This window comes from Natronomonas moolapensis 8.8.11, assembly GCF_000591055.1.
GTDB classification, from domain to species: domain Archaea; phylum Halobacteriota; class Halobacteria; order Halobacteriales; family Haloarculaceae; genus Natronomonas; species Natronomonas moolapensis.
Window position 1 is genome coordinate 544,457 of record NC_020388.1, and the last position, 25,114, is coordinate 569,570.

Here is a 25,114-nt window from a genome sequence, read left to right on the forward strand (position 1 = left end):
TCACCCTCGACCGTCGGGACCGAATCGGGAGCGTCCGACCCCGGTCTCACCCTCGACCGCCGGGACCGAACCGGGAGCGTCCGACCCCGATGCCGGCCGGCCCGAGCCTCCGCGATCCCCCTGTTATTAAGGGCTGTGACCCATAGCCGAATCCGGAATGTCTTCCAACCGATTCGACAGCCCTCTCACGCCGCGGCGACAACTCGTCGTGGTCGTGGTCGCTGCCGCGTTGATCGGAGCCGTGTTCGCTCCGATCGTTTACGCGAACGCGAACGAACCCAGCGGCACGGTCGCCGTCGTCGAAATCGAGGGGCCGGTCAACACCGCCCTCGCGGACGACGTCGAGAACGAACTCGCGGAGGTACGCAACAACGGCTCCGTCGAAGCCGTCGTGCTCAAGATGGACACCGGCGGCGGTGCGCCGGTCGCCTCCGAGCGGATGTACAAGGCCGTCCAGCGAACGAGCCAACAGATGCCGGTGATCGCGAGTGTCCAGGCGATCAGCGCCTCCGGGGGCTACTACGCGATGGCCCCCGCCGACGACATCTACGTGTTGCCGACCTCGACGGTCGGCTCTATCGGGCTGAACGCCCCGGCTCCGCGGACGACCCCACCGGTACAGGGTCCGAGCGGTCCCGACAAGGCCGGCGGCAACGAGATCCAGGGGTGGGCCCGACAGCAGACGCTCGCGGACACGTTCATCAACGCGATGATGGCCGAGCGCGGCGACCGGTTCGAGCTCTCCCGCGAGGAGGTCGCCCACGCGGACGTCTATCTCGGCACCAAGGCGGTGCAGAACGGCTTCGCCGACGAGATCGGCTCGCTCAACGAAGCGATCCACGAGGCCGCCACGCGGGCCGGAATAAGCAACTACAGCGTCGACACGCGCGAAACCGGTCCCGACGGCGGGCTCCCCTTCCTCGTTCGGACCGACCGACAGGTCGTTGCGATCCACTCGAACGACCCCGGCTACGCCGACGTCGAGCCGATGGGTATCGCCTACGTCCACTGGGAGTCGGTCCCCCACGTCGACACGATCGAGCGCTTCTCGGAGGACTCCCTCCCCGTCGAGGGGACCGCAAACGCCGGGGCCGGTGGCGCGAACGCGACGGACGACATCGCCGCGGCCCGAGGGGGTGAGCGTTCGTGAACCACACAGAACGGCTCGCGGTCGCCTTCGTGGCGACGCTCGCGGTGATGGTCGTCGGCGCGACGCTCGTCGGCTTCATCTCCGCCGACGGGGCCGCGCCGGCCCCCGAGATCGAGAACGACCACTACACCGACGAGGATCTGGTCCACGACGACACGCCCGGCGAGGCCGACGTGACGATGTCGAGCAACCAGCCGTCACGGACCGTCCTCGTCGATCCCGGTGTCGAGGCTACCGGTGCCGCGCCGGCCAACCCGCTTGCGCTGCTCGGTCTCGGTAGCCCCGGGGTCGCCGATCGAGACATCCGTCCGCTCGCGAACGTTTTGATCGAGAACGGCCACGAGGTCCGCGTCCACGCGCCGTCGGCCGGCGGTGCCACCCGCCCCGGCCCGTCCGGACAGAACGGCGGCGAGACGCAACTCGGCACCGAACTCGAGGAAGCGGACGCCTTCGTCACGTTCGATTCGGAGTACTCCGAGGCCGAGCGCGAGGCCATCGAGTCCTTCGTCGACGACGGTGGCACGGTCGTCTCGATGACCGATCCCGACGAGGCGTTCGACCAGCCGGGTGCCGCCGCGTTCGATTCGACCCTCGGCGTCTCGACCCAGCCGGGGTACGTCTACAACCTGGCCGAGAACGATCTGAACTACCAGCGCGTCTACGCCGAACCGGCCGGCGAGTCGGGCCTCACCGACGGCGTCGACCGGGTGGTCTTCCCGTCGGCGACGCCGGTCGGTGCCGCCGCCGGCACCGAGGCGTTCCGCCCGATCGAGGGGACCCAGCTCTCGACGACGCGCGCGCCGACCGACGCGCCGCTCGTCGTCAGGGACGGCGGCGTGATCAAGATCGGCGACGCCGACTTCCTCTCGCCGGAGAACGCCCAACGGGCCGACAACGACGTGTTGATCGGTAACCTTGCAGACGAACTAGTGGCCTCGGGCGCGGCCGGCGCGGCGCCGGGGACGTTCCCCGTCGGCGGTCCGGCTGGCGGTTCACCGCCAGCCGGCGGTCCCGTCGTCGGGGAGCCGCCCGAGACGCCTGCCGACGGAACCGACGCGGCGACCTGACGCCGCGCCGAACCCCCGCGACCCGCCCCGTTGTCGGTCGGGTCGGTCCCCGCTTTCGTCTCGGTCCCCGCCGAATCGGAACTCGAAACGCACACCGCCCGCGGAGCCCTCGGCGAGTCGCACCGACCAGCCGTGGGCGTCGGCGATCCGCCTGACGATCGGGAGACCGAAGCCGGTCCCGTCGTCGTGGTCGGTGTAGCCGACCTCGAAGACCCGCTCGCGGTCGGCCTCCGGGACGCCGGGGCCGTCGTCCTCGACGAAAAAGCCCTCGTCGGGGAGCGGACCGACCCGGATCTCCGGGTCGGGAGCGGCGTGTACGACGGCGTTTCGCAGCAAGTTCTCCAGGAGCTGTCGCAGCCGGTCGGCGTCGGCCTCGAGCGTGAGATCCACCATCGTGAGCGTCGCCCCTTCGACCTCGATGTTTTTCCAGGCATCCTCGGCGACTGCGGCCAGCGAGACTGGCTCGGTTTCGCCGACATCCCGGCCCTGTTTTGCGAGATCGAGGAGGTCGTCGATGAGCGACTCCATATCGTCGAGCGCGTCGGTCGCCGCCTGCAGGTGCGCTTCGTCGCCATCCTCGCGGGCGAGTTCGATCCGGCCCTTCGCGACCGACAGCGGATTCCGGAGGTCGTGGCTGACGACGGAGGTGAACTCCCCGAGGCGTTCGTTCTGTCTTTCGAGTCGCCGCCGCTGCGTTCGGAGCGTCTGCTCGCGGTCGGCCCGGACCAGCGCGGCCTCGGTAGCCGTCCCGAGCAACCCGGCGACCGTCTCCTCGAGGTCGTCGAAACGGCTCGGCTCGGTCGAGCCGAAGTTCATTACTCCGACGTCGCCGAGCGGGACGACGATCTCCGAACAGACGATTGTGTCCGGGTTGTGGCGGGACTCGTGCGCCGAGAGGTCGTCATAGCGCTTGATTTCGCCGGATTCGAAGGCGGCCCACGAGAGGCTGTTCCCCGGACGATACGTCGGCGGCGTCTCGAAGGCGTCGGCCGCGGGGTCGGCGACCGTGGCCGGCCGGAGCGCCTCGGCGTCCTCGTCGTAGAGCCAGATGCCCGTCAGCGGGATCTCCAACACATCGTTGGCGATCTCCACCGCGCGCGAACAGACCTCATCGACGGTCGTCGCCCCGGAAAGCGCCGCGGTCGCCTCCTGAAGCGAGCTGATGTAGTCGGCCTTCTGTCGGTTCAACGCGTCGTAACGACCGGTGACAGCCCCGACGAGTGAGCCGCCGGTGGCGGTGACAGCGACGACGTATCCCGATCCGTGGAGGGGATCGCCCTTGGCCAGTTGGTGGGCCACGACGAGCAGCGAGACACAGGCCAGCGCCACTCCGCCGATATAGCCCCACGCGACCGTCGTGGTGATCGCGGCCGCGTCGAGTCGGCTCCGGTAAAGCAGCGGCCCACCGGCTGCGAGCGCCGCCGCGAGAAACAGCGGGAACACGCCGCCGAAGAGCATCTCCGAGAGCGGAAGCTCGCCCGTTATGATGTGGTTGAGATGGACCGCTGCGAGCGCGAGACCCAGCGCGCTCATCGCGGCTGCCCCGATCGGCCTCGGGACCGACACTCGCTCGTCCGTGGCGTCCATTACCCTGTTTTTAGCCACAAATTATATAAATAATGGCGGATCGTCGCCGCGAAAACGCGGTCGCCGAACCTCGCCCCGACCGAAGGAGTAACACGCCTTCGATCCCAAAGGTAAGTGATGAGTAAACAGGCCGAGACGCTCAATGTCGAGCGGATTCGAGAGGACTTCCCGATCCTCGAACGGGAGTTCGACGGTACCCAGCTCGTCTATCTCGACAACGCGGCCACGACCCACACCCCGGAGCCGGTCGTCGAGACGATCACCGACTACTACCGGACGTACAACGCAAACGTCCACCGCGGCATCCATCAACTGAGCCAGGAGGCCTCGATCGCCTACGAGGAGGCCCACGACCGCGTCGCCGAGTTCATCGGTGCCTCGGGTGGCCGCGAGGAGATCGTCTTCACGAAGAACACCACCGAATCGATGAACCTCGTCGCCTACGCGTGGGGCCTCAACGAACTCGGCCCCGGCGACGAGGTCGTGTTGACCGAGATGGAGCATCACGCCTCCCTCGTCACCTGGCAACAGATCGCGAAACGGACGGGCGCGGAATGTAAGTACATCCCCATCACCGACGAGGGGCGCCTCGACATGGAGGCGGCCGACGAGTTGATCACCGACGACACGAAGATGGTGTCAGTCGTCCACGTCTCGAACACGCTGGGGACGATCAACCCCGTCTCCGAGCTCGCCGACGTCGCCCACGACCACGGCGCGTACATCTTCGTCGACGGGGCCCAGTCGGTTCCGAACCGGCCCGTCGACGTCGAGGCGATCGACGCGGACTTTCTCGCCTTCTCGGGGCACAAAATGGCCGGGCCGACCGGGATCGGCGTCCTCTACGGGAAGCGTCACATCCTGGAGGGGATGGAGCCGTACCTCTACGGCGGGGAGATGATCCTGAAAGTCGACTTCGAGGACTCGACGTGGAACGAGTTGCCCTGGAAGTACGAGGCCGGCACGCCCGTCATCTGTCAGGGGATCGCCCTCGCTTCGGCCTGTGATTATCTCGACGACATCGGTATGGAACGGATCGAACGCCACGAGGCCGAGCTCGCCGCCTACGCCTACGATAGACTGCGCGAACACGACGACGTCGAGGTGTATGGCCCCCCCGGTGACGACCGCGGCGGGTTGGTCGCGTTCAACCTCGAGGGCGTCCACGCCCACGACCTCTCGAGCATCCTCAACGACAGCGCGGTGGCGGTCCGAGCCGGCGACCACTGCACCCAACCGCTCCACGACGTGCTCGGCGCAACCGCGTCGGCGCGGGCCTCCTTTTATATATACAACACGAGAGCGGAGGTCGACAGACTCGTCGAGGCGGTCGACGACGCCAGGCAGTTGTTCGCGTAAATACCCCGGCGATCGGATAGGTTCGCCGTCTGATCGACATATAAATACCCCGGCGATCGGATAGGTTCGCCGTCTGATCGATATATAAATACCCCGGCGACCGGTGGGCTTTTGCGTTTCACACCCGTTTTCAACGATAACGATGGGACTCGGATCCGATATGTACCGGCAGCAGATCCTCGATCACTACAAGAACCCCCGCAACTACGGGGAACTCGAGGATCCCGACATCGAACACGTCGGCGAGAACCCGATGTGTGGCGACACGATCAAGATGTTCGTACAGCTCGAGGACGACGGTGACACGATCGAACGCGTGCGCTTCGTCGGTGACGGATGTGCGATCAGCCAGGCTTCCGCGAGTATGCTCTCGGGGGAGTTGCAGGGAAAGTCACTTGACACCGTCGAAGAGATGGACAGAGACGACGTCGTCGAGATGCTCGGCGTCGAACTCAGCCCGATGCGGATCAAATGCGCCGTTCTCGCGGAGAAGGTGGCCCAAGACGGTATTGCACTCCACAACGGCGAGGAGATCGACATCGAAAAGACCCAGACCGAGTAGCGCCTCCCGGCTCGAATTGACCGCATGGACGTCCTCGTCTTCGGCGCCGGCAGCCTCGGTAGCCTCCTCGGCGGCCTCCTCGCCCGCGAGCACGAAGTGACTCTCGTCGGCCGGGACCCGCATATGCGCGCCATCGACGAGGGCGGTCTCCACATCACGGGTGACGCCGAGGCGACAGTCCGCCCGACGGCCCGCCTCGACGCCCCCGAATCGGCCGAGTTGGCCGTCGTCTGCGTGAAGTCCTTCGACACCGGGGCGGCCGCCACCGCGCTCGCCGACTGCGCGCTCGACGCCTGTCTGTCCGTTCAAAACGGGATGGGCAACGAGGCGGTTCTCGCCGACCGACTCGAGTGTCCCGTCCTCGCCGGCACCTGCACGTACGGCGCCGTCCGACCCGAGCCCGGAACGGTCCGCTGTACCGGGATCGGCGAGCTCACGATCGGGCCGCCGGAGGGCGGTACGAGCGCCCTCGTCGAGCGCGTCGGGCAGGTCTTCGAGGCGGCGTCGGTCGCCACGGCGGTCGTCGACGACATGCCGGCCCGACTCGTCGAGAAACTGGCCGTCAACGCCGGTATCAACGCGACGACCGCCCTCGCGCGCCTCGAAAACGGGGCCGTCATCGGGGGCGACGCCGGGGCGCTCGCAGGGGCCGCCGCACGGGAGGCGGCCGCGGTCGCCCGCGCCGAGGGGATCGACCTGTCCGATCGGGCGGCCGAGCGGGCGCTGGAGTCGGTCGCCGCCGACACGGCGGCGAACACCTCCTCGATGCACCAAGATCTCCTCGCCGGCCGTCGCACGGAGGTCGACGCGATCAACGGCTACGTCGTAGGCCGGGCCGACGAACTCGGCGTCGACGCACCCGTCAACCGGACGTTCGCCCGGCTTCTCCGCGCCTGGGAGGCCGGACAGGGCCTCCGGTAGCGGGCGTCTGGAGGCGTGCGTGCCTCGGCCGTCGCCCGGGCGTTCGGTGACCACGCTTAATTCGCTGGGCGACGATCCATCGGTATGCTCCACGCCACTGGGCCACTCTTGACCGTCGAGCTGGACGACTCGACGACCGTCGAGACGGATATCGAGGACGCCGCACGCCGGTACATCGGTGGCCGCGGCCTCGCGACGAAACTGGCCCACGACCGCACCCCGTTCGACGCCGACCCTCTCGGTCCCGAGAACCGCCTCGTGTTCACCACGGGACCGATGCAGGTCTCGACGATGAGTTTCACCGGCCGGACGAACTGTACGGCGGTCTCGCCGCTGACGGACGGCCTCTGCTCGTCGAACGCCGGCGGCTTCCTCTCGAGACACGTCGCCGATACGGGCTACAGCGCGATCGAGTTCGTCGGGGCGGCCGACGAACTCACCGTCGTCCACGTCACCGACGAGGGCGTCACCTTCGAGGCGGTCCCCGGCCTCGAGGGCGCGCCCGTCCCCGAGACAGCCGCCTATCTCGACGACGAACACGGCATCGGGAGCGACCGGACGGCGATCGTCGGCCCCGCTGGCGAGAACGAGGTCCGCTTCGCCTCGATCATGACGACCGAGGAGCGCGCGTTCGGCCGGGGCGGTCTCGGCGCAGTCCTCGGCTCGAAGAACGTCAAGGCACTCACCGTCGGCGGCGACTCCCGGCCCGACCTCGAGCTTCCGGGGACGGCCGACGAGATCCACCGCGAGGCCGCCACCGACGACCACATCATGAAACGACAGGGGACCGTCTCGGTGCTGTCGTTGGCCAACGAGATGGACGGCCTGCCGTCGTATTATTTCTCTGAGCGGTCCTTCGAGGGAGCCGACGGGATCGACGGCGAGGCCGTCGAAGAAAAGAAGTATAAAAAAGGAACCTGCTCAGCGTGTGCGTTCGCCTGTAAGCTACCGACCCGCGACGAGGCCCGCGGCGTCGAGACCGAAGGTCCCGAATTCGAGGTCGCGATGGCGTTCGGTTCCAACGCCGGTGTCGACGACATCGTCGACGTGATGATCTCGAACGAACTGTGTGACCGTTACGGTCTCGATGCGATCTCGACGGGAAACACGATCGCCGCCTACCTCGAAAGCGAGGAGGCGTTCGGCGACACCGAACTGATTCACGAACTCGTCGAAAAGATCGCCCGTCGCGAGGGGATCGGCGACACCCTCGCGGGGGGCATCCACCGGGTTCACGGGGAGTTGGGCGTCGACGACTGGACGGTGAAGGGACTGGACTTCGCGGCCCACGAGGGGCGGCTTCTCCACGGCCAAGCACTGTCGTATGCGGTCGCGAACCGCGGCGCGGACCACATGTACGCGACGTTTTATTCGGTCGAGTACCCTCTCGTCGACGCCGCGGAGGCGATGGACCCGGCCGGGATGGCCGGCAAGGCCGAACGCCTCGTCGAACGCGAGAACCTGATGGCGCTGAACGACAGCGGCGTCGTCTGTAAGTTCTCCCGGGATTACATGACGCCCGAGCGCTACGAAATGCTGTTCGGGGCCGACTTCGAGGACCTGCTCGCGGTCGGCGCGCGAACCGTCACCCTCGAACGGCACTTCAACAACCGCCGGGGGTTCGACCGCGGCGACGATGCGCTCCCCTACGACATCCCCGACCTCGAGCGCGGCCTCGAGGAGTACTACGAGGCCCGCGGGTGGATCGACGGCGTCGTCCCCGAAGAGGCGCTCCCCGAGGACGCCGCCGAGCCGGCGGCCTGAGCGTTCACCGCAGTCCGGGCTTTCTCACGTGGCGTCCGCTAGGCCCCTGGATCGTACACGGGCCAGCCGACCTCTCGGTCGAAGACCCCCGCCGGGCCGGCTGATCGGGAGACGAAACGCAACCGCAAAAAAAACGCTCTGACGTCAGAACGGCGCTTCGGGGCCCTCGTCGTCGTCGCCGCCCCCCTCGCCGGGGAAGGACGGCGAAACCTGTCCGCCGGACATGCCCTCGCTGCCGCCGTCCATGCCGGTATCAGCGTGGACGGTATCAATCTCGGGGATCTCTTGGGTCATGCGGCTCTTGATGGCCTGGATCGTCATCGGGGAGATGCCGCAGCCCGAACACGCGCCGCCGAGCATGATCCTCACCTCACCGGCCTCGCGGTCGAGGTCTTGGATCGCCGCGCTGCCGCCGTGCATCTGGATCTGCGGGAAGTTTCGGCGCAGGAAGTTGCTGATTCGCTCGCGGAGTTCGTCGTCGGTGTCGGCCGTCTCAGTGCTCATAGTCTCCGGTACGTAGCGCAGCCGTATGAAGATTTGCCTCCGGAGCAGGCCCAGCCGAGTCGGCTCAGGTCACGTCCCGTGTTGCCAGCTGTTCATGTACGCCGACTGTTCGTCGCTCAGCGCGTCGATCCCGATTCCCTCGGCGTCGAGTTTGATCTCGGCGACCTCCCGGTCGAGTTCGTCCGGGACCTCGTGGACGCCGGCGTCGTACGAATCGGCGTTTTCGACCATCTCCCGGACGCAGACCGCCTGGACGCCGAAGCTCTGGTCCATCACCTCGACGGGGTGGCCCATCGCGACCGGTGAGGCGAGGTTGACCAGACGCCCCTCCGCGAGGACGTTGATCCGGCGGCCGTCCTCCATCTCGAACTCCTCGACGCCGTCGCGGACCTCGCGGCGGGCGACGGCCAGGTCGTCGAGCGAATCGAGGTCGATCTCGACGTTGAAATGGCCGGCGTTCGCGAGGACGACGCCGTCGGCCATCCGCTCGAAGTGCTCGCCGACGATCACGTCGCGGTTGCCCGTCGTCGTCACGAAGACGTCACCCTTCTCTGCGGCCTCGGCCATCGGGCAGACCTCGTAGCCCTCCATGTGGGCTTCCAGGGCGCGGCGGGGTTCGACCTCAGTGACGATCACGTGGGCGTTCTGCCCCTTCGCCTTCTTGGCGACGCCCTTCCCGCAGTAGCCGTAGCCGGCGACGACGACGGTCTTGCCGGCGAACGAGAGGTTCGTCGTCATCGCGACGTTCGACAGCGAGGCCTCGCCGGTGCCGTGGACGTTGTCGAAAAGCCGCTTCATCGGCGTGTCGTTGACGGCGAACATCGGGTAGCGCAACTCGCCGTCGCTGTCCATCGCGCGCAGGCGGTGGACGCCCGTCGTCGTCTCCTCACAGCCTCCGAGGATCGAGTCGATCAACTCGGGGTACTCGTCGTGGATCGCCATCACGAGGTCGCCGCCGTCATCGACGGTGACCGTCGGCCCGTGATCCAGCGTGGCCTCGATGGCGGCGTAGTACGCCTCGTCGTCAACCTCCCGTTCGGCGTAGGAGGTGATCGCATCGTGGGCGTCGAGCGCCGCCGAGACGTCGTCGTGGGTCGACAGCGGATTACAGCCGGTGATGGCGACCTCCGCGCCGGCCTCCGCGATGACCTCCGTCAGGACCGCTGTCTTCGCCTCGACGTGCATCGCCATGGCGACCGTCTGGCCCTCGAGCGGACGTTCCTCGCCGAACGTCTCGGCGATCGAGGTCATAATCGGCATGTGCTGGCGGGCCCACTCGATCTTCTTCCGGCCGGATTCACGCGCCCCGGACGGATCCGCCAGTCGGTCGGTGATCGTCGGATGGCTCATACCTGTTGTGAGGGGCGAGCGCCGGAAAACGCTACCGAACGGCGGACGACGCGTCCGGTTCGGCCGGAGGGAGCCGCGTCGGTTAGCGACCCGGCGGACCGTTCCCCGGACCGGCGTCGCTGTTTCCGGGGGCGGTGCCGCTGTTCCCGGGGCCGCCCCCCGTCGACGCCTCCCCGTCGTCTCGATCCGCCCCCTCGACGCGCTCGTCAGCCCAGTCGTTGCCGTCGGATTCGTCGGCGTCGTCGCTCCCGTCGCTCTCGGCATCGCCGTCCTCGCTGCCGTCGTCGCTTCCGGGACCGGCGTGATCAGGCGGTCCGCCGTCGCCGCCGGGTCCGGCGTGTGCGGGTGGTCCGACTCGCCCGTCCGCTTCGGTTCCGTTCGCCGACTCGGTTCGGTCCTCGGCTGTCGCGTTCCCCGGACCCGCGTGTGCCGGCGGGTTACCGGGGTTGTTCGAGGTCGCGAACTCGGCGACGCGCTGGCCGACGGTCCCGTCGTCGACGTTCGAGAGCCCCCGAACGAACGCCACCACCTGGAACCCGAACGGCTGCTCCGTCCCGCGCTCGGCTATCGGACCGCTGTCGCTCTCGGAGCCGGCCGGAAGCGTCTCCCGCGTCGTCGCGGTCCGGTCGCCGACGGTCGCCCGAATCGTCACGTTCAGCCGCTCCTCGGGCGTCGGGGGTTCGACGGTACCGTCTTCCTCGGTGATGTACGTGCCGGCACCCGCGTACGCGTCGGCCCCGGCATCGACGCTCGCGTCCCCGGAAGCGGGGTCGTCGCCGTCGTCCGCCGTCTCGTTGCCGTCATCCGCCGTCTGGTTGTCGAGCGGGGCGTCTCTGTCGTCGACCAGCACGTTCACGGTGGCGTTCGCCACGCCCTCGCCATTGTCGGTCACGGTCACGAGGACGCCGTCGTCCACCGAAGCGTCGACGGCCAGGCTCCCGTTCGACGATTTCGCGTCGGCGACCGCCAGCCCGGGTCCGATCACCGACAGCGCCAGCAGCGCCGACAGCGCGACGGCGACCAGCCGTGTGTTTCGCTTCATGTTCGCCCGGCGCTACGCCGAGGACCAGATTAAACCGGGGCGCTCGTTCAGTCGGTTCACGCCGTTCGCCGGACGTCCGAGCCGAACGCAGGACGCGCGATATCGTTTATAATTGTCTCTGAGTGTTCATTCGTCCGACTCGGCGCGTTCGATCAGCGACTTCGCGCGTCGTTCGGCCTCGCGCGTCACCGCCGCCTCGTCGAGTGTCAACAGCTCCCGGTCGCGGACGACGACCTCGCCGTCGACGACGGTGTGTCGGACGTCCGACCCCCGGACGGCGTAGGCGAGGTGGCTGAGGAGGTCGTGAACGGGCGTGAGGTGTGGCTCGTCGAGGTCGACGACGACGAGGTCCGCGAGCGCGCCCGCCTCGATCCGCCCCGCCTCGAAGCCGAGCACGTCCGCCCCGCCCTCCGTCGCCGCCCGGACGACGTCGGGTGCGGCGACCGCCGCCGCGTCGTCAGCTTCGAGTTTGCCGACCATCGCGGCGTCTCGCAACTCGTCGAAGACGTCGAGGTCGTTGTTCGAGGCCGCGCCGTCGGTGCCGATCCCGACGGTCACGCCCGCATCGAGCATCGCCTGCACCGGGGCGATCCCGCTCGCGAGTTTCATGTTCGAAGCCGGGCAGTGGGCGACGCCGACGCCGCGCTCGGCGAGCAGTTCGATCTCGGCCGCGTCGACGTGGACGCCGTGGGCGATGAAATCCCCGGCCTCGAGCAGCCCGAGGTCGTCGGCGTGTTCGAGCGGCCGGACGCCGTGCGCCTCGACGATGGGGTTGACCTCGTCCGCGGTTTCGTTGGCGTGGTAGTGCAGCGGCACCCCGGCCTCGCGGGCCCGTGGGGCGTACTCCTCGAGGAGGTCGGCGTCGACGGTCGTCAACGAGTGCGGCATCAGCGCGCTCCGTATCCGACCCGCCGCCGCGCCGTCGAGTTCGCGAGCGACCGAGAGCCCCTCCTCGAAGTCCGCTCGCGCCTCGGCTTCGTCCTTGCCGACGGTCACGATTCCGTGGCCGACGCGCGCGCGGAGTCCGGCTTCGGCGAGGACCGCCGCCGCCGCCGGCACCTCGAAGTACATGTCGCCGAGCGCGGTCACGCCGTTTTTCAGCAGTTCCGCCGCGCCGAGGCGGGCCCCGGCGACGATGTCCTCCGGTTCGAGGGCGGCCTCGACCGGCCAGATGTCGTCCCGGAGCCACACGTCGAGGGGCTTGTCGTCAGCATACCCACGAAGCAGCGTCATCGCGGCGTGGCAGTGGGCGTTGACGAGGCCGGGGACGACGAGACACCCCTCGGCGTCGAGCGTTTCGTCGCCACGTGCGGTGTCGCCGGTTTCGAGGATCCGCCCGCGCTCGCGGTCGGCGAGGACGTCCGCCTCCCGGACCGTCATATCGGGGAACAACACCCGCCCGCCGGCGATCTGTAGCGCGCTCATACGGACACGTTCGGTGGCGGTCGGGTTGAAACCCTCGGACGCGCCGCCCCGGGTCGGGCGATCGGACCCTGCATCTGCCCGACCGAAGCTACTTGATCGAGCCGGACGAGGTCGCGGCATGGCGACGGCGTCGCTCCCGGAACCGACGGTGCTGGCCCACGCGAAGGAACGCCTCTTCGACAGCTCCGACGGGGCGGATACCTACGCGGTCTGTGACACTCAGTTCGCGGCCGAGGCGTGGCTGTCCGGTCGACCGATCCCCGAAGCGGTTCGCGAGCGGCTCGCGCCGTTCAACCACGTCAGGGTCGGCTCCGGCTATCCGGATCTCGTCGGGGCCGGGGTCCCGGACGCGGACCTGCTGGCCGTCGAGCGTCTCGGCGACCGACCGCCGCTCGTCGCCGTCGAGGCGAAGGGCCACACCGACGACGGCACCGTCGACGTCGAGCGCGGGATCGTTCAGGCCCACGACCGCCTCGGCGGTGCGAACGTCGCCTACGTCGCGGCTCCCGCGGAATCGATCTCCCCGTCCGCGCGGACGCTCGCGGGCGAACTCAACGTTGGGGTGTTGGGCGTCGCGGCTGACGGCCAGGTCGAGCCGATCGAACGGCCACGCGTCGTCGGCCATCGAAGCGACGACGACGCGACGGCGATCCGATTTCAGGCGAGTGCCCGGGGTGTCACCGACGACTCCTTCGGGCTCAACCACCCGAAGAACTACCTCGGATATCCGATCGCGCTCGCCGACCCGGGCGACACGGGAGCCGCGATGGAGTCACACGTCGTCGGTGCCGTCGGCGACGCCCGTCGCGGCGCGGCCGCGCTCGGGTTGATCGAGGAGCGCCCACACCGGACCGACCTCGCGCCCCTGGGCGAGGAAGTCGTCCGCTTTTCGCTGTCGCGGTACGGGTCGACCGGCGCGGCGCTTGAGGCGCTCGGTGAGTTCCGTCGATCCCGGAGCTGCTTTTATGAACTCGCGCCCGAGTGGGGGCTTTTAGCCCGTCGCGTCGTCTGGACGTACCCTGCGACCCGGCTGCTCGTCGCGGAGCTCCAGGCGATGTTCGACGAGGGAATCGAATCGCCCTCGCTCGTCGAACTCGTCGAGTGGCTCTTCGTCCAGCACTCGACGTTCGCGATCGAGTTGTTCGTGCGGGGGACGGGCGACGCACGCGGGCGTGTACTCGGGGGATCCGGCGAACTACGGACCGACGCGCTCGAAGACGGCGACGTCTACCACGCCCCGACCGTCTTCCAGTTGAAGGCGATGTTGTATCACGCGGGGGTCGTGACTGAACGCGGCGCCGAGCCGACCCGACTCGATCCGACGACGGACCGGTGGGCGCTTCGCGAGCCGGTGGTAGTGAGCAAAAACGGGGGCTGCGGGGCGGGCGGGGCGACAGACCGGGGCTGACCGAGGCGGGGGTCCACTCAAGACTGTTGACGGAAACGATGTGGAGACGAACGCGGCGAGCCGACCGCCCCGCTTTTTGTCGCCCTCGACGTGGGACCGGGCATGGACGAGGAACTGCCGGAACCGGGGATCACCGCCGAGCGGACGTTCCGGGTCGAGCCGCGACACGCGACGGTTCTGTTCGGCGAGCAGACGGAGCCGCCGGGGCTGCCCGCAGCCGCCGACGCCGATCCGGACGAATCCATCGGGGTGTTGGGAACGCCACAGCTACTCGCCGAGGTTGAGTTCCTCGGCCGGGAGTCGCTGCGCGGGCACCTCCCCGAGAGCACTGGCGTGGTCGGCGTCGACGCCGAGGTGACACACAGCCGGGCCGTCCCGGTCGGCGAATCGGTCTCGGTGCGGACCGAGGTCACCGACGTAACTGACCGGACGATCACCGTCGCGGGCGACCTCTCGCTCGCCGATTCGGGGGCGTCCGTCGGCGACGTCCGCAACCGCCTCCGGGTCGTGCGCCGGGCGGCGTTCGCGAATCGGATTCCCTCGCGGTGAGAGACGAGCCCACGCACCGTCCCGGAAGCCGAAAGGATTGTACCGCGTCGCCGAGACGTCTCCCCGTGGTCCCCAGGCCCGTTCGCGCTGTCTTGCTCCCCTCGCCGATCCGTCGGTCCGTCGAGAGCCACGTCGCCGCCGCTCATCCCCACGAGGCCGGTGGCTTTCTGCGGTGCGTTCGTCGCGGCGACAGACTCCGCGCCACTGGGCACGTGCCGGTCCGCAACGACTCTCCGATCCCGAAGCGCCGCTTCGAGACGACCGTCGACGACCGCGCGCCGCCGCCGCCGCGCGTCTTCTATCACTCCCATACGAGCCCCGCATCCATCTCCGGGCTGACGCCAGTCGACAAGCGCTCCATCCCCGAACCGTTCGCCCTCGTCGTCTTCGCGCCGCAGGAAGCCGCATTGAGCTACCGGGGGTTCAAGCGCGGCCTGCTCACGTGGCGCGAACTCCGCGTGGAGGCGGGATCGTCGCGGTCGCGACTCCCCCGCCTCTAGTCGGGTCGTCGTCCGTTCGGCCCCCGCAGTGTATGAACTGTATGTACACACCCATACGGACACAGATATTTTGTACGTACACCCCTGCTACACAAGTAAATATACAAATACAGGCCAGAACTTTTTATTGGTGAATGTATTTCCATCTCTGTTGGGAATATGTACGCGAAAAAACGGATTAATTTCGATAGAGTAGACGAACACGTAATAAATTGGGTCGGATCGGCGGGGGGACGACCGCGATGAGCGTCATCCTCTACGGGATCGTCGGCATCATCGTCGCGATGTTGGGCATCGGGTTCTACGTCGCCCGGAAGGTCAAAGGCGACAGCGTCAATTACATTGTCGCCGGCCGGGGGCTTGTCCTCCCGCTGGCGGCGGCGACGCTCATGGCCCAGTCGCTGGACTCGAACGCGACGCTCGGCAACACCGATCTGGTCGCCTCCTTCGGCTTCTGGGCCGGGGCCGCGCTGCCGGTCGGATTGGCGCTGTGTCTGTTCCTCACCGGCCTGTTCTTCGCCAAGCCGATGAACCGGATGAACCTCACGACGCTGCCGGACTTCTACCGTCGAAAGTACGGCCGGACCGCCGAGGTCCTCGCCAGCGTCATCATGTCGGTCGCCTACGCGTTCCTCCTGGCCGGGAACCTCGTCGCCGGCGGGTTCCTCTTCGAGATCTTCGTCGGGACGAGCTTCCAGGTCGGCGTGTTCCTCATCGCCGCGCTCGTCCTCACCTACACGGTCGCCGGGGGGCTGTTCTCGGTCGCCTACACCGACTTCCTGCAGGCCGGCGTGGCGTTCGTCGGGTCGGTCGCGCTCATCGTCTTCGTCGCGACACAGTACGGGATCACCATCCCAGACGGAATGGGGCCGACGAACGTCGGCCAGTTGACCGACCCGAGCCAGGGCGCCTACATCAACCTCGCGACGATCGTCGCCCTCGGGCTGGGCGACATCGTCGCCATCGACTTCATGGAGCGGGTCTTCGCGGCCGACAGCCCAGAGACCGCCCGGAAGGCGTGTTTCATCGGCGCCGCCGGCACGCTCGTCATCGGCGTTCCCTTCTCCGTCGTGGCGCTGTCGGCGAACCCCATTCTCTCCTCGCTCGGCGTCGAGGCCGGCAACCAGGCCGTCCTCTACGCGCTGTTGCAGAACGCGGTACCGCCGTGGCTCGGCGCGCTCGTCATCGCCGGCATCCTCGCCGCGTCGTTCTCGACGAGCGACGGCGCGATCTTGGGCACCTCCGCGGTCATCGCCCGCAACATCGGCAATATCCGCGTCGACGAGAGCACGGCCGTCGCGACCGACGGTGGCTCCGACGAGGAGTTGCTCGACACCGACAGCGACCGACTGCTCACAGTCACCCGCCTGATGTCGATCCCGATTACGCTGCTCGGGATTTTCTTTGCGATCCGGGTCTCGGCGACCGGGATGTTGCTCGTGTTGGCCTTCGATATCATGCTGGCCGGGGCGTTCGTCCCGCTCGTGTTGGGGCTCTACTGGTCGGAAATGGCCAACACCCCCGCCGCGCTCGCGTCGATGGTCGGCGGCTCCGCGACGCGGCTGGCCCTGTTCGTGCTCGTCCCGACGACGTACGCCTACGAGAACACCCTGCTGTACATCGAGAACGACATCTTCACCGCCTCGTTCGACGGGTTGCCGACGTTCATCGCGGCGGCCGTCAGCCTCGTCGCTTTCGTCGTCGTCGCTTACGCCACGAAGGACAGCTACGGCGCGCGCGAACTCGACCGGGGCGGACGGCGCACCGTCGTCGCCAGCGGCGAGAACGACGACGAGTGACTGCCTGCCCGGGCATAGTACGTTTATACCGAACATAGTTGTTCGAACATTCACCAAGAGATTTATACACGCAAGGCTCGTGGATTTCGGTGTCGAATGGTTTTGTTTATTCCAGTTCGATGGTGTCGTCGATGAAAGGTGACGACCTGCGTATCCGCCGGAAAGCCCAGCAGTTGGGCTCCTCGACGCTCGCCGTGACTGTGCCCGCCGAGTGGGCACACCACCACGACCTCGAGAAGGGCGACGAACTCATCGTCCAACGCGACGAGAACGGCAACTCGTTGCTTGTCACCCCGGAGCACCCCGCGCTCACCGAAACAGAGACCACCATCGCCGCCGGGGAGATGAGCGCCGACGCGCTCTCGCGGGCGGTCGTCACACAGTACGTACTCGGCCGAGGGTTCATACGGATCGAGGCCGAGAACGGCCTCGATCCGGGGCAGTACGACGCCGTCCTCGACGCCGAACGCCGCCTGATGGGACTCGGCGTCGTCGAGGAGTCGGCTACCCACATCACGATCCGCTGTTCGGTCGACCCCGGGGACTTCGATCTGCCGACGCTGTTCGGCCGACTGGGGCGGACCGAGGCGACGATTCGATCGAGCGCCGTCGACGCCCTCCTCGAAGGCGATCCGGCGGCCGCCCGTCGCGCGCGAAACCGGAGCCCACAGCTGAAAAAGCTGTTTTCGCTGTTTCTCAGGCTCGTGTTCACCACGTATCGGAACCCCCGACTCAACCAGGCCGTCGGCGTCGGAACCGGCTTTCCGCTCATCGGCTACCGATCCGCCGCACAGGACGTCGCCCTGATGGCCGGGATCGCAGACGAGATCGCCTCCATCGCCGCCGATCGGATCGAGGACCCCCTGCCCGGCGAGGTGGCCGAGGGCGTCGAGTCGGTCCACGCGGGCCTCGGCGGGGCCGCCGAAGCCGTTCGGGAAGCGGTCGTCGACCCGGAGTACGCCCGGGTGACGGCGGCCCGCGAGCGGATTGACCGGTTTCACGACCGGTCCGCGGCCGCGATCGATCACCTCGAAACCGAACGGCCGGAGCCGCTGCTCGCGCTCCACCGGATTCACCTCCTCTTCGAACGCAGCGCGCGCCACGCTGAGGACACCCTCGACGTGGCGACCCACCTCGCTTTCAGGGAGAGCCCGGACGTCGTGACGCGGAACGACCGGTGAACGGGCCCGGGCGCGTCCGACTCTCTCGGACGCCTGCAGAGTGTTCGGGTATTGTTACCAATCGGCTCCAACCGGGAAGCGTCGGGGGAAGCTGCATCCGTCCGTGGTGCCGTCCCTCGACCGGCGCACCCACGAACGGACCACCGGGCTCCGTCAGCAAGGCAGCGATACGGGCCTGTCCTGGCTCGTGAGATGCAGCCCCCGCGATAGGTATACGCTACGATGGATGATCCGCCCCCAAAAACGTGCGCAGATTCGGTGTTAGTCGCCGAACATCTGCCGCGACAGCAAAAGAACGGCTACCCCCGTGGGGTGGCCATTCAAATCGATTCAGAGCTTTCGAACGTCTCGTCGCGCTCGTGCTCGATGGCTTCCAATAGAGCGTTCGAGAACTCTGTTTCGTTGTGATCATTTGCATTTTGAATCACATCGCGTACATGTTCTCGTGTCTCATCACCCCGGAGTACACTCAGTCCGTGTATAGGGGGACCGGAGTGCTCCTCGAACCACTTCCTCTCCACGCCAACTGGTCAACTTCGGTTTGATGGTTCTGTGGCGCGGTGTCGTCCGTGATCACCAGTATGGTTATGCGCTACAAATGCGTACAAACGCGTACACTCAAAATGCCGATCGATCTTCGCAAACGCGACCCTGACGACCCAATCACGGTCCGACCAGAGACGAACAAAGCCAAAATCATCAAACTACTGTACCAGGACACGAATCTCGGCTTCACACCCGCGGAAATCCGAGACGAACTCGACCTGCCGCGTGGAACCGTGTCCGGGACACTCTCCCGACTCCATGACGAGGGACTCGTCGAGAAAACGAGCGACGGGCTCTACCACGGCCTCGACCACCGCGAGGACCTCCGCCGGTTCGCACAAAGCCTCGTCTCACTCGACACGATGCTGTCTCGGTACCCTGAAGCTGGGATCGATCCGGACGACGTCGAGCAAACCGGTACGAGCGCGAAAACGGAACTCCCGAACGACCGCCTGCAGGAACGAGATACACCGCGCGAGGAACCCACGCCGGAAGAATGGATCGCAGCTGAAGACGACGAGGCGTAACACTCGACCAATCGTTCACACCCTCTACTCATGCCGTATTACTCGCACGATGTGAGGCGGCTCCCGCACGAGTACGTTGACGGCGTCGAGTTACGAAAGACGAGTTACGTGATGCCGTGGGCGATCTACACGATTCCACTCTCGTCGATTCGGGACACTCTCCCGTCTGGCGAGTTGACACGCGACGGGCTGGGACTCATTGCGGATACGATCGACGGGATGATTCGCTCATAGCGTTGGTCTTCGACTCCGGTATCGCTCCGCAATGCACTCGACTGGTGGGGTCGGGGTTGGAGACTCGGTTCCATCTTGACGCGGATGAAACCTGGAACATTCTTTTGACCGAGGTTGTTGCTGCAACACGTTCGGCTTCAGAGTGAGTACTGAACCCAGATGGGATCAGTTCACACAGCGGTTCCAGAGTGACAGTAAGTCAGTCGAATCAAGAGACGGCGTCTCATCAACAGCCTTCCGCGAGTGAGCGAACGATTTTGATAAAACAGGGAAAGAACGTCCAGAACGCCCGTTTACGTTCTCTAATTGTTCTTTTAATCGCCGAACATCTGGCGCATCATCGGGTGCATCTCCATCATCTGCTCCTCGGCGATCTCCTCGTAGAGCTTGTAGGTGATGGAGACGGTGAGCAGGAGTCCGGTCCCGGACACCTGTCCGATCGTGCCGAGCATGTTCGCCATGACGGCGAGCAGCCCGACCAGGGCACCGCCGATGACGGTGACCTGTGGGATGTACCGTTCGAGCACTTTTTCCGTGACGCCCGGCGACTGTCGGAACCCGGGGATCTGCATCCCGGAGTTTTGGATCTGTCGTGCGGTCGCGCGCGGCCCCATGTCGGTCGTCTCGACCCAGAAGACGGCGAAGATCGCGCCGCCGACGATCATGAAGGTCAGGTCCACGCCGACCCGGAGCATGATCTTCCAGGGCGCGGCGGCGGTCTCGCCGAGCCACCACATCCAGTCTCCCGGGGAGTAGATGGGGGCGAGATAGTAGAACAGCCCACCGGTCGGTTCGGCGAAGCCGCCCTCGGTACCGGCGTAATCGCCCAACAAAGCCGGCATCCCCGCCCACTGGGCGTTGAGAATGCGGCCGAGGAACTGGATGTTCGCCTGCAGGGCACGAACGAGAATCATCGGCAGGACGCTCGCGTAGATCAGCTTCACCGGGAACCGGCCCCGGGCGCCCTTCACGCGGGCGTGGCTGAGCGGGATCTCGACTCTGACGGACTCCGCGTAGACGACGACCCCGAAGATGAGAAGCGTCGTGATCAACGCGAGCAACTCGCCGGGCCCCAAGAACAGATCGAACAGGCCAGTCCGCGTCAACGCCGGACCCATCTCGACGTCGCCGGTGAGGATGCCGAACCACCGCGGGAAGAAGCCGACGTATCCAGCCCCGAGGCCACTCCAGGCGAAGAACCCGCCGATGAGCCGCTGGCTCACGCCGGCGATAATGAACAGCCCGATCCCGCTGCCGACGCCCCACTTGGAGATGATCTCGTCCATGTAGAGGATCAACATACCGCCCATGAAGATCTGGGCGAACATGATCCACCCGAGCACGGACGTCGAGACGCCAAGGGAGTTGGCGATCTGGGTGCTGGGTTGGAGGAAGCCGGCGAACACCATCGGCAGGGCGGTCAGCGTCGTCATCACGATGACGAGTAGCTTCTGGAGACCCTGATACAGCGCCTGATCGCGGGGGTTCTGCTCCGTGTCCAGCCCCAGCAGGTCCGCCCCGCCGAGCAGCTGTAGCACGATCGACGCCGTGACGATCGGGCCGATCCCCACCTGCAGTATCGATCCCTGTGCGCCCGCGAGGATCGTCCGGAACTGCCCGAAGATATCGGAGTTCTGCCCGAGCCCATAGATCCCGACGTTCGTCAGGAAAAAGTACAACACGAGCACGCCCGCAGTCCAGCCGAGCTTCCGCTTGAACGGAACGTGCTTGGCCGGCCGTCTGACGGCAGGCAGCCGCGTGAGCACCGGTTCGGCGGCCTCCTTCCAACTCATTTACGCTTCCTCGTTGTCCTCGTCGGTTGTGTCTTTTTCGGCTTCGGTCGCGAGTTCCTCGCCCCGCTCTGAGAGGACGGCCTCGCCGCCGGCCGCCGCTATCGCCTCGGTCGCGCTCTCGGAGAACGCGTCCGCGACGACCTCGAGTTCGTTGTACACCTGGCCCGCGCCGAGGACCTTCACCACGTCGGCCTCGTGGCCGTCGTCGACGAGGTCGCGAGCGTCGATCGCGTAGCCGTCGTCCGACGTCTCGGCGACGCCGTCGTCGACCAAGATCGCGACGTCTTCGTCGAGCTCGCGCAGGTTGACCGTCTCGACGTCCCGACGGGTCTTCTGTGGGCGCTTGAAGCCGGATTTGCCAAGCGGTTCGTGGTTGTGGAACTCGTGTTTGTCGCGACCTGCGTTTCCGCGGCCGCCGCGATGGCCGGCTCCGCGTCGGTTCTTGTGCGTGCCGCCGCCGTGCGTCCGGGAGCCGCGCTGTCGTCGTTTCTTGGAAGTCATTATCGCATCGCCTCCAGCAGGTCGTCGATCTCCTCGGTCGCGTGCGGACCGAGTTGCCCGCCCTCCGTCGTCGGGTGTTTGATTCCGTCGTGGCCGCCGCGGGGTGGGTGCAGCCGCAGCGTCGGGGCGAGCCCCTCGGCCTGCAGCGTCGTCTCCTCGCCGGCGAGCGCGTCGGCCAACGCTCCGAGGTCGGCGTAGTCGGTGTGCTCTGTCACCCAGGCGTCGTCGATGTCCGCGTCGCCCTCCGCGGGCTCGCCGCGGGTTTCGAGGAGCAACTCGACGGTCTCGACGGAGGGTTCGCCGTGAGCGACCCAGTCGTTGACCTTCGTCACCATCCCCTCGTAGGTGTCCGTCTCCGGGACGAGCGTCGCGTGGTTGACGCGGTGGAGGTTGAGCATACCGAGCGTGTCGCGAACGGCTTCGCTCTGGTTGACCTCCCCGCGCAGTTGGACGATCGCTTTCATTCGTTCGCCTCCTGTTGGATCTTCCGGGCGTGTTGGGGCGTCCGGGACTCCGAAGCGTTCTGCAGGGCGTTGTACGTCGCCTTCGCCAGGTTGAGCGTCGTCCGGGTGTTGCCGTGGGAGTTCGTCCAGGCGTCCTCGACGCCGGCGAGTTCGAGCACGTGCCGAACCGTCGGTGCCGCGGCGAGCCCGAGTCCGCGCGGTGCGGGTTCGAGTTCGACCTCGACGGAGCCGGCCTTGCCGGTCGTCCGCCGCATCAGCGAGTTCCGCCCGCCGGGGCGGTCCTCCCACGACCCCGAACCGAGCGGTACGTCGATGATATTCATTTTCGCGACCTCGATGGCCTTCTGGATCGCGCCGCCGACCTGATCGTCGCGGCCCTGCGCGTAGCCGACGTAGCCGTCGCGGTTGCCCACGACGACGACACACCGGAACTTCACGCGCCGGCCCGAGTCGGTCATCCGCTGGACCATGTTGATGTCCAGCACTTCGTCTTCCAGCCCCGGCAGGAGCTGGTCGACTATCTGCGGTTCCTTCAGCGGGAGCCCCGACTGCAAGGCGTCGCGCATCGAGGTGATCTCGCCGTCCGCTACCTTCCGTCCGAGCCGCGTTCGCGGCTCCCATCCGTTGCTCATAATTCATCCTCCAGGCGCTCTCGCACCTCGTCAAAGTGGCCGGGAAGCTCCGTCGCGTCGAACTCGCCGGAGTAGAGACCCCCGTCGAGCGTCTCCGCGTACTCGGCGATGTGACTCCCGCGAGTCCGCTGCCAGTCGGCGAAGACGTCGTCGTTATGCGGAACCTCCAGCCCCGCGTCGATTGCACCTTCCTGTACTGCGAACACCTTGTTACCGGGCGTCGCGGTGTTGAGTCCGATGTCGAGGACCGCCTCCTCGAGTCCCGCCTCGACCGCGCGCAGGCCGGCCAGATAGCCGGTCAAATACGCGGCGGGCAGGTTCCCTGTCGGGGCCTCCCAGCCGAACGCCGGGAGGTCAGCCGAGGTCGCCTCGACCACCGTCTCGTCGCCGTCGACGCCCGTCACGGTCAGCTGCGCCCTGGTGTGGTTGTTGCTCTTGCGAGCGACCAGGCGTGGTTTGCCGGATTTCAGCAGGCGCAACCTCTGATGGTAGTCCGTTCGGGCCTCGCGGCGACGCCGCATCGGCACCGTGTATCGTGGTCCTGTCGCCATTATTGTTCTCCGTAGGTTTCGGTTATGTATCGGTTCAGATCCGCGACGCTGTCGAACTCGCCGCCGCTGGCTTGGTCGTACAGCTCGCGGTACTGTGATCTGTCGATCTCGCCGTCGTCGCGCAGCTCGCGCAGCTCGCGGCGCTGGGCGCGGATTCGGCTCTGCCAGTCCTCTTTGTCGTTCTGTCGCCCGCCGGAGCGACCCTTCCGGGAGCCGTGTCCCGTCTGGTGTCCGTAGGCGCGTTTCTCCTGTCGCTTCCGGGCCCGACCGCGGGAGTTCCCCGTCGCGGTTTCGGCCTCGATGATCCCCGAATCGATCAACTCGCGAACGTCGTCACGCGTGATCGCGTCGGCGATTTCGGCCTGCTCGTCCGGATCGAACCGGACGCGGTTTTCCCCGACGTCGAGGATGTCCGCGGCGAGCCGCTTTTGTGCTTTCAGATCCGTCATTCTTCGACCTCCCGCTCGACGTAGGTCGGGTTGAGGACGCGGATGCCCGCGGCCTCGGCCTGCTCTTCGATGCGCTCGCGCTTGCGAGCCCCGACCGTCGAGCCGATTCGGACGGCCTCCCGGTCGCCGTCGACGCCCTCGAGGTCGTCCGTGTTCTCGACGCGGACCTCCTCGAAGCCGCTCGGGTGGCGGCCGCGGACCGCCTTCGGCGTCCGGAAGCCGGCCTCGACCGTCGGACCCTTGCCCTTGACGCCGCGGCGCTGTTTCGAGAGCCCGCCGCGGGGGCGACGCCACGACTCCGGCGTTCGCTTTTTCATATGGTAGTCCTGCCGGTTGAACTGCGGTTTCCCGACGCGGTCGCGCTGGGTGAGCAGCCGTTCTTCGTCCTCGGAAAGCTCCGGGGTCTTGTCGGCCAGCCCGCGGGGCCGCAGTTCGGTCTCGACGTCTTCGTCGGCCGTCTCGGCCGCCTCTGGCGTCTCGTCTTCGACCTCGGCGTCCGTTTCGGCAGCGACCTCGAGGTCGCCGACGTCGGCCTTGATCCGGGCGGCGAGCGCGTTGCCGATCCCGTCGATGTCCGAGAGTTCCTCCTGGCTGAGCTGGCGGATGTCGTCGACCGTCTCGACGCCCGCCTCGCGGAGGTTCTCGGCTTTCGCCTCGCCGACGCCGCTGATGTCGGTCAGTGCCTCGTACTCGTCGTCTGGTTCTTCGTCACTCATTAGACATCACCTCGGTCCGGCATTCCCGTGATGTAGACGCCGTCCTGGAAGACGCGGGTGTCCTTGTCCGGGACGCGCGTCAGTTGCTCGATGTCGGCCGCCGTCTGGCCGACGTCCTCGATGTTCGGGCCGCGGATCGTCAGCTCCTCCCCGTCGACCGAGACCTCGGTGTTGCCGCGGACGGGCGTCCGTCGCGGCGCCTTCTCGCCGAGGAAGTTCTCGATGACGACCTCCCCGTCCTGTACGGAGACCTGCATCGGGAAGTGAGAGTAAAACACCTCCATGTCGTACTCCCAGCCCTCGGTCACGCCGTGAATCATGTTCGTCACGTGGCTCTCGAAGGTGCCGACCGTCGAGTTGGTCTTTGCGTCCTCCGCCCCGGAGACGATGGCGATCGAGTCGCCCTCGACCGTCACCGAAATGTCGGGATACCAGAGGCGTCGCGTGACGCTCCCTTCGGGCCCCTCGACGGTCAACTCGAGGTGGTCCATCGTCGCCGTGATTTCGTCCGGAATGTGGATTTCTCGTCGCAT

The 25,114-nt window shown here is 66.9% G+C and carries 25 protein-coding genes; 12 read left to right on the forward strand and 13 right to left on the reverse strand.

Going from position 1 to position 25,114, the window contains the following annotated elements:
* Nucleotides 1-157: 157 nt before the first annotated feature.
* Both NMLP_RS02775 and NMLP_RS02780 read left to right on the forward strand, forming a co-directional pair.
* Nucleotides 158-1,150 carry a S49 family peptidase gene (locus NMLP_RS02775; protein WP_015408607.1) on the forward strand — a complete coding sequence of 331 codons (993 nt, stop codon included), beginning with the start codon at nt 158-160 and terminating at the stop codon, nt 1,148-1,150.
* Nucleotides 1,147-2,217: a hypothetical protein gene (locus NMLP_RS02780; RefSeq protein WP_015408608.1), complete on the forward strand. Its 1,071-nt coding sequence runs from the start codon at nt 1,147-1,149 to the stop codon at nt 2,215-2,217. Before NMLP_RS02775 ends, NMLP_RS02780 begins: the two co-directional genes overlap by 4 nt.
* On the opposite strand, the gene NMLP_RS02785 is transcribed toward NMLP_RS02780, so the two are convergent.
* Nucleotides 2,143-3,804, reverse strand: coding sequence for a GAF domain-containing sensor histidine kinase (locus NMLP_RS02785; RefSeq protein WP_015408609.1), 1,662 nt, complete (start codon nt 3,802-3,804; stop codon nt 2,143-2,145). The genes NMLP_RS02780 and NMLP_RS02785 overlap by 75 nt on opposite strands.
* A 117-nt stretch (nt 3,805-3,921) precedes the next feature.
* Here NMLP_RS02785 and NMLP_RS02790 point away from each other — a divergent pair, with 117 nt between their 5' ends.
* From NMLP_RS02790 to NMLP_RS02805, 4 genes are all read left to right on the forward strand, one after another.
* Entirely contained in the window at nt 3,922-5,163 is a 1,242-nt protein-coding gene (locus tag NMLP_RS02790; protein ID WP_015408610.1) for an aminotransferase class V-fold PLP-dependent enzyme, read from the forward strand.
* A gap of 142 nt (nt 5,164-5,305) precedes the next feature.
* Nucleotides 5,306-5,725 carry a Fe-S cluster assembly sulfur transfer protein SufU gene (sufU, locus tag NMLP_RS02795; RefSeq protein ID WP_015408611.1) on the forward strand — a complete coding sequence of 140 codons (420 nt, stop codon included), beginning with the start codon at nt 5,306-5,308 and terminating at the stop codon, nt 5,723-5,725.
* Between the two features lie 24 nt (nt 5,726-5,749).
* Entirely contained in the window at nt 5,750-6,646 is an 897-nt protein-coding gene (locus tag NMLP_RS02800; protein ID WP_015408612.1) for a ketopantoate reductase family protein, read from the forward strand.
* 84 nt (nt 6,647-6,730) lie between these two features.
* The gene (locus NMLP_RS02805) at nt 6,731-8,410 is read left to right on the forward strand and encodes an aldehyde ferredoxin oxidoreductase family protein (RefSeq protein ID WP_015408613.1); all 1,680 of its coding nucleotides are present in this window, start codon (nt 6,731-6,733) and stop codon (nt 8,408-8,410) included.
* Nucleotides 8,411-8,554: 144 nt separating this feature from the next.
* On the opposite strand, the gene NMLP_RS02810 is transcribed toward NMLP_RS02805, so the two are convergent.
* The 4 genes from NMLP_RS02810 to NMLP_RS02825 all read right to left on the reverse strand — a co-directional run bounded on the left by NMLP_RS02810 (nt 8,555) and on the right by NMLP_RS02825 (nt 12,731).
* Nucleotides 8,555-8,914 carry an iron-sulfur cluster biogenesis protein NfuA gene (locus tag NMLP_RS02810; RefSeq protein ID WP_015408614.1) on the reverse strand — a complete coding sequence of 120 codons (360 nt, stop codon included), beginning with the start codon at nt 8,912-8,914 and terminating at the stop codon, nt 8,555-8,557.
* Nucleotides 8,915-8,983: 69 nt separating this feature from the next.
* Complete coding sequence (locus NMLP_RS02815) at nt 8,984-10,264, reverse strand: adenosylhomocysteinase (protein ID WP_015408615.1); 1,281 nt, start codon at nt 10,262-10,264, stop codon at nt 8,984-8,986.
* An 82-nt stretch (nt 10,265-10,346) separates the two neighbouring features.
* Nucleotides 10,347-11,306 (reverse strand): hypothetical protein, encoded by a 960-nt coding sequence (locus tag NMLP_RS02820; protein ID WP_015408616.1) that lies wholly within the window; start codon nt 11,304-11,306, stop codon nt 10,347-10,349.
* A 126-nt stretch (nt 11,307-11,432) separates the two neighbouring features.
* Complete coding sequence (locus NMLP_RS02825) at nt 11,433-12,731, reverse strand: amidohydrolase (RefSeq protein ID WP_015408617.1); 1,299 nt, start codon at nt 12,729-12,731, stop codon at nt 11,433-11,435.
* A gap of 118 nt (nt 12,732-12,849) precedes the next feature.
* On the opposite strand from NMLP_RS02825, the gene NMLP_RS02830 reads away from it, so the two are divergent.
* The 6 genes from NMLP_RS02830 (at nt 12,850) to NMLP_RS02855 (ending at nt 19,241) form a co-directional block, all read left to right on the forward strand.
* Nucleotides 12,850-14,139: a hypothetical protein gene (locus tag NMLP_RS02830; RefSeq protein WP_015408618.1), complete on the forward strand. Its 1,290-nt coding sequence runs from the start codon at nt 12,850-12,852 to the stop codon at nt 14,137-14,139.
* Nucleotides 14,140-14,241: 102 nt separating this feature from the next.
* Complete coding sequence (locus NMLP_RS02835) at nt 14,242-14,688, forward strand: thioesterase family protein (RefSeq protein ID WP_015408619.1); 447 nt, start codon at nt 14,242-14,244, stop codon at nt 14,686-14,688.
* A 65-nt stretch (nt 14,689-14,753) separates the two neighbouring features.
* Complete coding sequence (locus NMLP_RS02840) at nt 14,754-15,188, forward strand: MPN domain-containing protein (protein WP_049926053.1); 435 nt, start codon at nt 14,754-14,756, stop codon at nt 15,186-15,188.
* A 242-nt stretch (nt 15,189-15,430) separates the two neighbouring features.
* Entirely contained in the window at nt 15,431-16,987 is a 1,557-nt protein-coding gene (locus tag NMLP_RS02845) for a sodium:solute symporter family protein (protein ID WP_015408621.1), read from the forward strand.
* 131 nt (nt 16,988-17,118) lie between these two features.
* On the forward strand, nt 17,119-18,168 hold the full coding sequence (locus tag NMLP_RS02850) for an AbrB/MazE/SpoVT family DNA-binding domain-containing protein (RefSeq protein WP_015408622.1): 1,050 nt from the start codon (nt 17,119-17,121) through the stop codon (nt 18,166-18,168).
* A 623-nt stretch (nt 18,169-18,791) separates the two neighbouring features.
* Nucleotides 18,792-19,241 (forward strand): MarR family transcriptional regulator, encoded by a 450-nt coding sequence (locus tag NMLP_RS02855; protein WP_015408624.1) that lies wholly within the window; start codon nt 18,792-18,794, stop codon nt 19,239-19,241.
* A 548-nt stretch (nt 19,242-19,789) separates the two neighbouring features.
* On the opposite strand, the gene secY is transcribed toward NMLP_RS02855, so the two are convergent.
* The 8 genes from secY to NMLP_RS02900 are packed head-to-tail and all read right to left on the reverse strand — an operon-like array spanning nt 19,790 to nt 25,114.
* Nucleotides 19,790-21,268: a preprotein translocase subunit SecY gene (gene secY / locus NMLP_RS02865; protein ID WP_015408626.1), complete on the reverse strand. Its 1,479-nt coding sequence runs from the start codon at nt 21,266-21,268 to the stop codon at nt 19,790-19,792.
* Nucleotides 21,269-21,769 (reverse strand): uL15m family ribosomal protein, encoded by a 501-nt coding sequence (locus tag NMLP_RS02870; RefSeq protein ID WP_015408627.1) that lies wholly within the window; start codon nt 21,767-21,769, stop codon nt 21,269-21,271.
* Nucleotides 21,769-22,233: a 50S ribosomal protein L30 gene (locus NMLP_RS02875; protein ID WP_015408628.1), complete on the reverse strand. Its 465-nt coding sequence runs from the start codon at nt 22,231-22,233 to the stop codon at nt 21,769-21,771. The genes NMLP_RS02870 and NMLP_RS02875 overlap by 1 nt, the downstream gene beginning before the upstream one ends.
* Nucleotides 22,230-22,865, reverse strand: coding sequence for a 30S ribosomal protein S5 (locus NMLP_RS02880; RefSeq protein WP_015408629.1), 636 nt, complete (start codon nt 22,863-22,865; stop codon nt 22,230-22,232). The genes NMLP_RS02875 and NMLP_RS02880 overlap by 4 nt, the downstream gene beginning before the upstream one ends.
* Nucleotides 22,862-23,416 (reverse strand): 50S ribosomal protein L18, encoded by a 555-nt coding sequence (locus tag NMLP_RS02885; protein ID WP_015408630.1) that lies wholly within the window; start codon nt 23,414-23,416, stop codon nt 22,862-22,864. Before NMLP_RS02885 ends, NMLP_RS02880 begins: the two co-directional genes overlap by 4 nt.
* Nucleotides 23,416-23,865: a 50S ribosomal protein L19e gene (locus NMLP_RS02890; protein ID WP_015408631.1), complete on the reverse strand. Its 450-nt coding sequence runs from the start codon at nt 23,863-23,865 to the stop codon at nt 23,416-23,418. Before NMLP_RS02890 ends, NMLP_RS02885 begins: the two co-directional genes overlap by 1 nt.
* Nucleotides 23,862-24,581 (reverse strand): 50S ribosomal protein L32e, encoded by a 720-nt coding sequence (locus tag NMLP_RS02895; protein WP_015408632.1) that lies wholly within the window; start codon nt 24,579-24,581, stop codon nt 23,862-23,864. The genes NMLP_RS02890 and NMLP_RS02895 overlap by 4 nt, the downstream gene beginning before the upstream one ends.
* Nucleotides 24,581-25,114: a 50S ribosomal protein L6 gene (locus NMLP_RS02900; protein WP_015408633.1), complete on the reverse strand. Its 534-nt coding sequence runs from the start codon at nt 25,112-25,114 to the stop codon at nt 24,581-24,583. Before NMLP_RS02900 ends, NMLP_RS02895 begins: the two co-directional genes overlap by 1 nt.

What these genes read in the sequence shown, in the direction of transcription:
- NMLP_RS02835 (WP_015408619.1), top strand. Translation starts at nt 14,242, where the DNA reads ATGGACGAGGAACTGCCGGAACCGGGGATCACCGCCGAGCGGACGTTC.
- NMLP_RS02830 (WP_015408618.1), top strand. Translation starts at nt 12,850, where the DNA reads ATGGCGACGGCGTCGCTCCCGGAACCGACGGTGCTGGCCCACGCGAAG.
- NMLP_RS02815 (WP_015408615.1), bottom strand. Translation starts at nt 10,264, where the DNA reads ATGAGCCATCCGACGATCACCGACCGACTGGCGGATCCGTCCGGGGCG.
- NMLP_RS02810 (WP_015408614.1), bottom strand. Translation starts at nt 8,914, where the DNA reads ATGAGCACTGAGACGGCCGACACCGACGACGAACTCCGCGAGCGAATC.
- NMLP_RS02875 (WP_015408628.1), bottom strand. Translation starts at nt 22,233, where the DNA reads ATGAAAGCGATCGTCCAACTGCGCGGGGAGGTCAACCAGAGCGAAGCC.
- secY (WP_015408626.1), bottom strand. Translation starts at nt 21,268, where the DNA reads ATGAGTTGGAAGGAGGCCGCCGAACCGGTGCTCACGCGGCTGCCTGCC.
- NMLP_RS02805 (WP_015408613.1), top strand. Translation starts at nt 6,731, where the DNA reads ATGCTCCACGCCACTGGGCCACTCTTGACCGTCGAGCTGGACGACTCG.
- NMLP_RS02850 (WP_015408622.1), top strand. Translation starts at nt 17,119, where the DNA reads ATGAAAGGTGACGACCTGCGTATCCGCCGGAAAGCCCAGCAGTTGGGC.
- NMLP_RS02870 (WP_015408627.1), bottom strand. Translation starts at nt 21,769, where the DNA reads ATGACTTCCAAGAAACGACGACAGCGCGGCTCCCGGACGCACGGCGGC.
- NMLP_RS02790 (WP_015408610.1), top strand. Translation starts at nt 3,922, where the DNA reads ATGAGTAAACAGGCCGAGACGCTCAATGTCGAGCGGATTCGAGAGGAC.
- NMLP_RS02820 (WP_015408616.1), bottom strand. Translation starts at nt 11,306, where the DNA reads ATGAAGCGAAACACACGGCTGGTCGCCGTCGCGCTGTCGGCGCTGCTG.
- NMLP_RS02900 (WP_015408633.1), bottom strand. Translation starts at nt 25,114, where the DNA reads ATGCGACGAGAAATCCACATTCCGGACGAAATCACGGCGACGATGGAC.
- sufU (WP_015408611.1), top strand. Translation starts at nt 5,306, where the DNA reads ATGGGACTCGGATCCGATATGTACCGGCAGCAGATCCTCGATCACTAC.
- NMLP_RS02855 (WP_015408624.1), top strand. Translation starts at nt 18,792, where the DNA reads ATGCCGATCGATCTTCGCAAACGCGACCCTGACGACCCAATCACGGTC.
- NMLP_RS02845 (WP_015408621.1), top strand. Translation starts at nt 15,431, where the DNA reads ATGAGCGTCATCCTCTACGGGATCGTCGGCATCATCGTCGCGATGTTG.
- NMLP_RS02895 (WP_015408632.1), bottom strand. Translation starts at nt 24,581, where the DNA reads ATGAGTGACGAAGAACCAGACGACGAGTACGAGGCACTGACCGACATC.
- NMLP_RS02825 (WP_015408617.1), bottom strand. Translation starts at nt 12,731, where the DNA reads ATGAGCGCGCTACAGATCGCCGGCGGGCGGGTGTTGTTCCCCGATATG.
- NMLP_RS02800 (WP_015408612.1), top strand. Translation starts at nt 5,750, where the DNA reads ATGGACGTCCTCGTCTTCGGCGCCGGCAGCCTCGGTAGCCTCCTCGGC.
- NMLP_RS02775 (WP_015408607.1), top strand. Translation starts at nt 158, where the DNA reads ATGTCTTCCAACCGATTCGACAGCCCTCTCACGCCGCGGCGACAACTC.
- NMLP_RS02785 (WP_015408609.1), bottom strand. Translation starts at nt 3,804, where the DNA reads ATGGACGCCACGGACGAGCGAGTGTCGGTCCCGAGGCCGATCGGGGCA.
- NMLP_RS02880 (WP_015408629.1), bottom strand. Translation starts at nt 22,865, where the DNA reads ATGAGCAACGGATGGGAGCCGCGAACGCGGCTCGGACGGAAGGTAGCG.
- NMLP_RS02885 (WP_015408630.1), bottom strand. Translation starts at nt 23,416, where the DNA reads ATGGCGACAGGACCACGATACACGGTGCCGATGCGGCGTCGCCGCGAG.
- NMLP_RS02890 (WP_015408631.1), bottom strand. Translation starts at nt 23,865, where the DNA reads ATGACGGATCTGAAAGCACAAAAGCGGCTCGCCGCGGACATCCTCGAC.